We start from the raw sequence: 9,006 nt of genomic DNA on the forward strand, positions 1-9,006 counted from the left end.
AAGAGCCCTTTGGTTACTTTGGGGCTTTTCCAAAGTGACCCGCCGTCAGGGCGGAACCCTAAGTGGCCGTGACCGCAGAAACGGATATGTACTCAACCCAGCATCCTGGTCGGCCCAGAGGCCGCCATCGGGGGCAAGCCCTCTCCCACATTTGGACCAAGGTGTGTCAGATGGATACCCGTCGGTTGAGAGGCCGCCATCGGGAGCCCCCCTCCCACACTTGGATTTCACTCAGTCCAGATCACGCGCATCATGGCGCTCAGCCAACTGATCGTCACCCGACACCCGATTCACCCGCCGCCCACGCTGCACCGCCGGCCGCGCATCAATCGCATCGGCCCAGCGCAACACATGCTTGTATTCATGCACCGACAGAAACTCCGCCGCCCCATACAAACGCCCTTTCACCAACCCGCCGTACCAGGGCCAGATAGCGATATCGGCAATGGTGTATTCATCCCCGGCAATGTACTCGCTCACCGCCAGGCGCTTGTCCAGCACATCCAGCTGACGCTTGGCCTCCATGGCAAAGCGATTGATCGGGTACTCCATCTTGCTCGGCGCATACGCATAGAAATGCCCGAAGCCGCCGCCCAGATACGGTGCGCTGCCCATCTGCCAGAACAGCCACGACAGGCACTCGGCACGCGCCGCAGGTTCGGCGGGAAAGAACGCCGCGAATTTTTCGGCCAGGTATTGCAGGATCGCGCCCGACTCGAACACGCGAATCGGCGCCGCGCCGCTGTGGTCCATCAACGCCGGAATCTTCGAATTCGGGTTGACCCCCACGAAGCCGCTGCCGAACTGGTCGCCGTCGCCGATCTTGATCAGCCAGGCGTCGTATTCGGCGCCGGTGTGCCCGAGGGCCAGCAACTCTTCGAGCAGGATGGTGACCTTCTGCCCGTTGGGCGTGGCCAGGGAATACAGCTGCAAGGGATGCTTGCCCACCGGCAGCGCTTGCTCATGGGTGGCGCCGGCGATGGGCCGGTTGATGCTGGCGAAGGTGCCGCCGCTTTCGGCGTCCCAGGTCCAGACCTTGGGGGGTACGTAGTCAGCCATGTTCAATGCTCCTGGAGCGCTTGCGATCAACGAAGGGTTTGAGACTAAACCAAAGACGGGTGGTGCGTCACACTCAGGTCACCGTCCTGCCCTGGTACCTGCACACGCAGTGCGATGAGCAACGCCGCGAGCAGCATCAACACACCCGCCCCGACAAACACTCCACCAATGCCGCTGACGCTGAACATCAACCCGCCACCGGCAGCGCCCGCAGCGATGGCCGACTGCACCGACGCCACCACCATGCCTCCGGCACTTTCGGCCTGATCCGGCACCGCACGCGCGACCCAGTTCGACCACGCCACGGGCACGCCGCCAAACGCCATGCCCCAGAGCGCCAGGAGCAGCGCCTGGGTCGGCAGTGACGCAGGCAGCCAGACCAGCGCCAGTGCCGCAACGCCCACCAGCACCGGCATCAACACCAGCGTTGCCCGTGGGTGGCGCACCAGCAACCAACCGGCAAACAGCGTGCCGGCGAAGTTCGCCACGCCGAAACCCAGCAGCATCAGCGCCAGCCCTTCGGTGCCAACCCCAGTGGTGCTTTCCAGGAACGGCCGGATATAAGTGAACAGCGCGAAATGCGCGGTGTGCACCAAGACGCAGCCGAACATGCCCATGGCGATGCCGGGGCGCAGCAACACGTGCAGCACGGTGCGCAGGCGCGCGGTGCCATTGGGCGCCAGGCGCGGCAGCGTGAATGCCTGGAAGGCCAGGGTCACCACGCCGACGGCGGCCGCCGCGATAAACGCACTGCGCCAGCCGTACAGGCCGCCCAGGTAGCTGCCTAGCGGCACGGCGACCACGGTACCCAATGCAATCCCGCTGAAAATGATCGACAGCGCCCGGGGCAAGGACGCCGCAGGCACCAGGCGCATTGCCACCGCCGCCGCCATGCTCCAGAAACCGCCGAGGGCAATGCCCAGCAGGATGCGCATCAGCAACAGCACCGTCAGGCTGGAGGACAGCGCCACCAGCAGGTTGGAGGCAATCATCAGCGTGGAAAAGCCCAGCAGCACGATGCGCCGGTCGATACCACGGGTCAGCCCGGGCACCAGCAAACCGGCGAACAGCGCCACTACCGCCGTCACCGTGACCGCTTGCCCGGCCAGTGCCTCTGTAACGCCCAGGTCCAGGGCCATCGGCGTCAACAGGCTGGCCGGCAAATACTCAGCCGTGAGCAAGCCGAACACCCCCATCGCCAGGGAAAATACCGCCATCCAGGCCGGCTCTGCCACAACGCCTGCAGGCGCATGGGCTGCACAATCAGTCATAACAAGTCTTCCTACAGTCATTAACGTGGCGCTCAGTCTAGGTAGGCCGGCCTGGATGATCTATGATGCAGAACCTCGATTATTTGACTGAAACCCCGAATATGACTTCAGTGGACGCTTTCACCGCTTCCTCCGACCTGATCAATGAATTGCTGCGCGGCATGCGCCTGCGGGGTGTGCAGTACCGGCGCATCCAGGCCGGGCCTACGTTCGGCATGGCCTTTGATGCCAAGCCGGGCCATGCCTATTTTCACTTCCTCGCGGCCGGTCACGCCACGCTGCGTGCCGAGGACGGCAGCCTTTTCGCCCTGTCGGCCGGCAACGCGGTGTTCGTCTCCCACGGCGGCGCGCACGCGCTGTTATCCGCGCCGGATGCGGCTGTGCAGGACATCAGTGATTTCGACAGCGCACCGCTGGGGGATACCGTCTGCGCCGTGAACGCCTCACCCGATACCGTCCCCGACAGGCTGTTGTTCAGTGCATGTATGGAGTTCGAGCTCGGCAGCCTCCAGGGGCTCGGCAACCTGATGCCCGCCCTGATGCTGATCGATGCCGCAGGCCAGCGTTACCCGGGGCTGATGCCGATTCTGGCGGTCATGGAACGCGAAGTGTCCACGGCGCGCGTGGGTTATGCCGGCATCCTCGCGCGCCTCGCCGATGTGGTGGCGGCGATGATCGTACGGGGTTGGGTCGAGTGCGCCTGTGGCAACGCCTCGGGTCTGGTGGCGGCGTTACGCGATCCGCGCCTGGCCCCCGCCCTGCTCGCCTTGCATCAGCAACCGGGCCACGACTGGAGCGTGGCGCAGCTTGCCGCCCAGTGTCACACCTCGCGCTCGGTGTTCGCCGATCGCTTCCAGGCCGCCCTCGGCGTACCGCCGCTGCGCTATGCCACGGAACTGCGTATGCGCCTGGCCAGCCAATGGCTGACCCTGGAGCGCATGCCCATCGACACCGTGGCGCAACGCCTCGGCTATACCTCCCAGGCGGCGTTCAGCCGTGCCTTCAAGCGCATTACCGGACAGCCGCCCGGCGCGGCCAGGCGCTCGATATGAAGGCCTGGAGCAGCACCGCTTTTCAAATGTGGGAGGGGCGGTGCGACGATTCGACTTGCCCCCGATGGCGGTGTACCAGTCAACATATAAGCTGGCTGACACACCGCTATCGGGGGCAAGCCCCCTCCCACACTTCATCCTCATCGTTTGATAGTCGCGTTTCTACACCCAACCCCCATCCACGATAAAGTTCTGCGCCGAACACATCGCCGAGGCGTCGGAAGCCAAAAACAGCGCCATATTGGCGATATGCTCAGGCATCACACTGCCCGGCAGGCACTGGCTGCGGGCGATCAGCTCGCGGGCGGCGTCGTCCACCCACAGGGCCAGTTGTTTTTCCGTCATCACCCAGCCTGGCACCAGCGTGTTGACGCGGATGCGGTGCGGCCCCAGCTCTCGAGCCAGGCCGCGGGTCATGCCATGGGCGGCGGCCTTGCTGGCGGCGTACACCGGGTAGCCGGCGGAGGCCATCATCCAGCCGACAGAGCCGAGGTTGATGATCGAGCCGCCACCGGCGTGTTTCATCATCGGTGCCACGGCCTTGGCGGCAAAGAACGCGTGCTTGAGGTTGACCGCAATCAGGCGGTCGAACATCTCCGAGTCGATTTCCTCCAAGGTATGGCGCACATCGTTCGCGGCGTTGTTGACCAGTACCGTGATCGGGCCCAGGGAGTGTTCGAAGCGCCCGATCGCGGCGCGATAGCCAATCTCGTCGGTGATATCGCAGCATTCGAACTCGACGGTATGCCCCTTGGAGTTCAACAGTGCCGCCAGGCGTTCGCCCTGGCTTTGTGCGCGGTCCACGAAGGCCACCTTGGCGCCCTGGGCCGCGAAGGCCCGCACCATGAATTCGCCGATGCCGGAGGCCCCGCCGGAGATCATTACGGTCTTGCCCTTGAGGTCGGGATACAGGGCGTGCTCAGTACTCATAACGTGATGCCTCGATCAATTAGTCTTATTTTATTTTACGAAATCGGCGTTAAAGGCTATAAATTCGCTGTCCAAGTGACGAAATATCGCACATTAGTAGAACTATTCAATCCTAAAACAACAAAAGGAAGTTCGACCATGAAGCACCCTCGATACCTGCTGTCCGGCCTGGCGCTGTCCATGCTGATCGCCAGCGGCGGCGCACATGCCGCCGGCTTGAGCAGCGAACACAAACCCTTCGGCAAAACCAACGACGGCACCGCCGTCGAACAATACGTGCTGCGCAACAGCCATGGCATGCAAGCCACGGTGATTACCTACGGCGGTGTGCTGCAGTCGCTGAAGGTGCCGGACAAACACGGCAAGGTCGACGACGTGGTGCTGGGTTTTGACGACGTGCAGGGCTACCAGGCCGGCACCGCGTTTTTCGGCGCGACCATTGGGCGCTTCGGCAATCGCCTGGCCGGCGGTGCCTTTGAACTCGACGGCAAACGCTACCAGGTGCCGCTCAACGACGGCCCCAACTCGCTGCATGGCGGCGCCCAGGGCTTCGACAAGCAGGTGTGGCAAGCCAAGCCGCTCAAGGACAAGGATTCGGTCGGGGTCACCCTCACCTACCTGTCCAAGGACGGTGAAATGGGCTTCCCCGGCAACCTGAAAACCGAAGTCACCTATCGCCTGAACGACAAGAACGAACTGCACATCGATTACACCGCCACCACCGACAAACCGACCGTGCTCAACCTCACCAACCACAGCTACTTCAACCTGGCCGGCGCGGGCAATGGCGACATCCTCAAGCAGGTCGCCACCCTGCACGCCAGCCATTACACACCGGTGAACGCCACCCTGATCCCCACCGGCGAACTGGCGCCGGTCAAGGGCACGCCGATGGACTTCCTCAAGCCCACACCTATCGGCCAGCACATCAAGGACGACCACCCGCAGCTCAAGTTTGCCGAACCGAAACAGGGCGGGTTTGACTTCAACTGGGCGCTGGATACCAAGGGTGACGTCAAGCAGCTGGCGGCCGAGGTGCATGACCCCGAGTCGGGTCGACGCTTGCAGCTCTACACCAGCGAGCCTGGGGTGCAGTTCTATACCAGCAACTTCCTGGACGGTTCGATGAAGGGCAAGGGCGGCAAGGCCTATCAGCATTGGAGCGGATTCACCCTGGAAACCCAGCATTTTCCGGATGCGCCTAACCAGCCTGGTTTTGCCTCGACTCGCTTGAACCCGGGGCAAACCTATACCCAGAACACCATTTTTAAATTCACTGCCGATTAAAACTGTGGGAGGGGGCTTGCCCCCGATTGCGGTGGGTCAGCTACAGATGCATCAACTGACTCACCGCTATCGGGGGCAAGCCCCCTCCCACATTTAGTCCTCACATGGCATAACTCAGCGTTGTTTCATGCGGTCGATGACCACGGCCAGCAGCAGGATCGAGCCACGGATCACATACTGATAAAACGTGTCGATGTTCTTCAGGTTCATCGCATTCTCGATGATCGCCAGGATCAACACCCCGGCAATCACATGGCGAATCATGCCGATACCGCCACTCAATGACACCCCGCCCAGCACGCACGCCGATATCACCGTCAGCTCGAAACCCTGGCCGATCATCGGTTGGCCGGAGGTCATGCGCGAGGCCAGGATCACACCGGCCAACGCGCCGATCAAACCGTGCACGGCGAAGATCAGGATCTTGGTGCGATCCACGTTCACGCCGGCCAGCAACGCCGCTTCCGGGTTACCGCCGATGGCCATGGTGTTGCGCCCGTAGGTGGTGTAATTGAGCAACCAGCCGAAGAACAGGAAGCACACGATGGTGATCAGGATCGGCACCGGCACGCCGAACAACTGGCCGTTGCCGAACACGAAGAACTGATCCTGGGACACGCCCACCGCTTTGCCGTCGGCAAAAATATAGGCCAGGCCACGCACGATCTGCATGGTCGCCAGGGTCGTGATCAACGCGTTGACCCGCAGCTTGGCGATGACGATGCCGTTGATCAGGCCCACCATCAAGCCCATCAACAGCGCCGCGCCGATGCCCAGCATCACGCTGTCGGTATCGCGCATCACAATCGCCGCCACCACCCCGGCGCAGGCAATCACCGAGCCCACCGACAAGTCGAAATGCCCGGAAGCCAGGCAGAACAGCATGGTGCACGCGGCAATGCCCACCGTGGAAATCGCCAGGCCCAGCCCGCGCATATTCAGCGGCGAGAGGAAGTTATCGATCAACAAGGCACACAGCACAAAGATGCCTATCGCCGCCAGCAGCATGGCCCAATTGTCGAGCAGTGCGCGCAGATCGAGGGGTTTGCGTGCCGAGGGCAACGCGTTGTTTTGAAGGGTCATGGTCGTCTCTCAGTTCGCCAGGCCGCGCGGCAAGGCCAGCTGCAGCAGGTTGGATTCAGTCGCGTTTTCGCGCAGTTGTTCACCGCGCATGGCGCCTTCGCACAGCACCAGGATGCGGTCGGAAATGCCCATGACTTCCATCAGGTCGCTGGACACCACGATCACCGCGATACCCTGGGCCGCGAGGTTGTGGATGATCTGATAGATCTCCGATTTGGCGCCGATGTCGATACCGCGCGTGGGCTCGTCCAGCAGCAGCACCTTCATCGGCATCGACAGCCAGCGGCCGAGAATGGCCTTTTGCTGGTTGCCGCCGGACAGGTACATGATTTTCTGTTCGGCGCTCGGCGTCTTGACCTTCATCGCCTTGATTTGCCCGTCGGCGTTGCCCTTCTCCCAGCCATCGCGCAACAGCCAGCCGAACGCCGAATGCGCGCCCCGGGCACTGATGTTGATGTTTTCAGCAACGCTGGACAGCGGAATGATGCCCTCCTTCTTGCGGTCTTCCGGGCACAGCAGTACGCCGGCCGCGATGGCATCGCGCGGTGAACGCAATTGCAGCGGCTCACCGCACAGCTCCAGATGGCCGGCACTGGCGCGTTCCAGGCCGCTGAGCAGGCGGAACAGTTCCGTGCGCCCTGCCCCCACCAAGCCGAACAGGCCTAGGATTTCGCCTTTGCGCACGTTGAAACTGATCGGCGCGCGCAGGCCGGGACCGAGCAGGCCGTCGACCTTGAGGGCCACTTCGCCGTGCTCGCGCGGGCGATAGTCGTAGATGTCCTGGATATCGCGGCCGACCATGCAGGTCACCAACTGATCGTGGCTCAGCGCGCTCATGTCCTCGAAGGTGCGCACGAAGCGCCCGTCCTTGAACACCGTGACCGCAGTGCAGATACGGAACACTTCTTCCATGCGGTGGGAGACATAGAGCACCACTTTGCCCTCATCGCGCAGGTGCGTGATGATTGCCATCAAGCGATCAATTTCGCGGGCGGACAGGCTGCTGGTCGGTTCATCGAAGGCAATCACATGGGCGCCGCGGGACAGCGCCTTGGCGATTTCCACCAGTTGGCGCTGGCCCAGGGACAGGCGCCCGAGCTTTTCCTGGGGATCGATTTCATCGGCCAGGCCCTTGAGGCACGCCAGCGCCTGCTGGCGCAGCACGCCGCGGTTGACCACGCCAAAACGCGACGGCAAATGCCCGAGGAACAGGTTCTCGGCCACGGTCATTTCCGGCACCAGGTGCAGCTCCTGATGGATCACCGCCACGCCGCTGGCAATGCTGTCGGCGGCGTTCTTGAAGGCCATGGTCTGCTCGCCGATCTGCACCGTGCCGCTGCTGGGAATATAGGCGCCGCCGAGGATCTTCAGCAGCGTCGATTTACCCGCACCGTTCTCGCCCATCAGGGCGTGCACTTGCCCCGGGTGCGCGGTGAAGCTGATGCCATCGAGCGCCTTGACCCCAGGGAAGGTTTTGCCGATACCGTCAAAACGCAGGGCCGCAGCGGTCATTTCCACAGCCCGATCTTGGTCAGTTCTTCCTGGAAATTGGCGCGGGTGATCAGGGTCACTTCGTCCATGGCGGTGTATTTGGCGGGCTCTTTACCGGTGGTGACCCACTCGTACATCGCCAGCGCGGTGTTGTAGCCCTCGATATGCGGGCTTGGCAGCATCGAGCCGAAGAAGCCGCTGTCGGCTTTCTTCAATTCGCCGATGGCGTCGGTGCCATTGATGCCGATGCCGATCACGTTGGCGGCCTTGAAGCCGGCGCTTTCAGTGGCACGTACGCCACCGAGCACGGTGTTGTCGTTCATGCCGCCGATGATCAGGTTTTTCGCGCCGCTGGGCAGCTTGACCAGGGCCGAGTTGGTGGCGTCCATGCTGCCGGGCACGTCGAGGGTTTTAAGCGCGGCGGTGAGGATATGGTCCTTGGGAATGCCGGCTTCTTCCAGAGATTTGATCGAGCCGTCGGTGCGTTTCTTGCCGGTGTCGAGTTCGTTGAAGGTGTTGATCACCGCGTAGGTGTCCTTCCAGTCCCAGCCGCGTTTTTTCGCTTCGGCGGCCATGGCGGCGCCCTGTTTCTGGCCCACTTCAAACGCGGCCATGCCCAGGTACGGCACGTCTTCCATGAAGTTGCCCTTGGCATCGACAAAGCGGTCGTCCACGGCCATCACTTTGAGGCCGTTGACCTTAGCCTTGGCGACAATTGCCGGGCCGAGGGACACATCCGGCGGGCAGATCACAAAGCCCTTGGCGCCGTTGGCGGCCAGGCTGTCGATGGCCGACAGGGTTTTCTCGCCATCCGGCACGGCGATCTTGATCAC

Annotated in this window: 8 protein-coding genes; 2 read left to right on the forward strand and 6 right to left on the reverse strand. The window is 62.6% G+C overall.

Features of this window, described 5'->3' with window-relative positions:
• Positions 1–231 precede the first annotated feature (231 nt).
• Together yghU and BFP96_RS21730 are read right to left on the reverse strand one after the other, a co-directional pair.
• Complete coding sequence (gene yghU / locus BFP96_RS21725) at positions 232–1,059, reverse strand: glutathione-dependent disulfide-bond oxidoreductase (protein ID WP_065936990.1); 828 nt, start codon at positions 1,057–1,059, stop codon at positions 232–234.
• Between the two features lie 44 nt (positions 1,060–1,103).
• Positions 1,104–2,330: an MFS transporter gene (locus BFP96_RS21730; RefSeq protein WP_065892962.1), complete on the reverse strand. Its 1,227-nt coding sequence runs from the start codon at positions 2,328–2,330 to the stop codon at positions 1,104–1,106.
• Between the two features lie 65 nt (positions 2,331–2,395).
• Between BFP96_RS21730 and BFP96_RS21735 the strand changes: the two genes are divergently transcribed.
• Positions 2,396–3,382 carry an AraC family transcriptional regulator gene (locus tag BFP96_RS21735; RefSeq protein ID WP_065936994.1) on the forward strand — a complete coding sequence of 329 codons (987 nt, stop codon included), beginning with the start codon at positions 2,396–2,398 and terminating at the stop codon, positions 3,380–3,382.
• A gap of 162 nt (positions 3,383–3,544) precedes the next feature.
• Here the strand turns inward: BFP96_RS21735 and BFP96_RS21740 are convergent, their stop codons facing one another.
• Positions 3,545–4,312 (reverse strand): SDR family NAD(P)-dependent oxidoreductase, encoded by a 768-nt coding sequence (locus BFP96_RS21740; RefSeq protein WP_065892961.1) that lies wholly within the window; start codon positions 4,310–4,312, stop codon positions 3,545–3,547.
• 138 nt (positions 4,313–4,450) lie between these two features.
• Here BFP96_RS21740 and BFP96_RS21745 point away from each other — a divergent pair, with 138 nt between their 5' ends.
• Complete coding sequence (locus BFP96_RS21745; RefSeq protein WP_065892960.1) at positions 4,451–5,599, forward strand: aldose epimerase family protein; 1,149 nt, start codon at positions 4,451–4,453, stop codon at positions 5,597–5,599.
• A gap of 114 nt (positions 5,600–5,713) precedes the next feature.
• Here the strand turns inward: BFP96_RS21745 and araH are convergent, their stop codons facing one another.
• The 3 genes from araH to BFP96_RS21760 all read right to left on the reverse strand — a co-directional run.
• Positions 5,714–6,682, reverse strand: coding sequence for an L-arabinose ABC transporter permease AraH (araH, locus tag BFP96_RS21750; protein ID WP_065887779.1), 969 nt, complete (start codon positions 6,680–6,682; stop codon positions 5,714–5,716).
• A 9-nt stretch (positions 6,683–6,691) separates the two neighbouring features.
• Positions 6,692–8,194, reverse strand: coding sequence for an L-arabinose ABC transporter ATP-binding protein AraG (gene araG / locus BFP96_RS21755; RefSeq protein WP_065936991.1), 1,503 nt, complete (start codon positions 8,192–8,194; stop codon positions 6,692–6,694).
• The coding region (locus BFP96_RS21760) for a substrate-binding domain-containing protein (RefSeq protein WP_065936992.1) at positions 8,191–9,006 on the reverse strand (816 nt) is incomplete at its 5' end. The genes araG and BFP96_RS21760, both read right to left, overlap by 4 nt.

This window comes from Pseudomonas sp. 34 E 7 (assembly GCF_900005715.1).
Lineage (GTDB): Bacteria > Pseudomonadota > Gammaproteobacteria > Pseudomonadales > Pseudomonadaceae > Aquipseudomonas > Aquipseudomonas orientalis_A.

Coding starts and splice junctions, on each gene's coding strand:
- yghU (WP_065936990.1), bottom strand. CDS start 1,059: ATGGCTGACTACGTACCCCCCAAGGTCTGGACCTGGGACGCCGAAAGC.
- BFP96_RS21730 (WP_065892962.1), bottom strand. CDS start 2,330: ATGACTGATTGTGCAGCCCATGCGCCTGCAGGCGTTGTGGCAGAGCCG.
- BFP96_RS21735 (WP_065936994.1), top strand. CDS start 2,396: ATGCAGAACCTCGATTATTTGACTGAAACCCCGAATATGACTTCAGTG.
- BFP96_RS21740 (WP_065892961.1), bottom strand. CDS start 4,312: ATGAGTACTGAGCACGCCCTGTATCCCGACCTCAAGGGCAAGACCGTA.
- BFP96_RS21745 (WP_065892960.1), top strand. CDS start 4,451: ATGAAGCACCCTCGATACCTGCTGTCCGGCCTGGCGCTGTCCATGCTG.
- araH (WP_065887779.1), bottom strand. CDS start 6,682: ATGACCCTTCAAAACAACGCGTTGCCCTCGGCACGCAAACCCCTCGAT.
- araG (WP_065936991.1), bottom strand. CDS start 8,194: ATGACCGCTGCGGCCCTGCGTTTTGACGGTATCGGCAAAACCTTCCCT.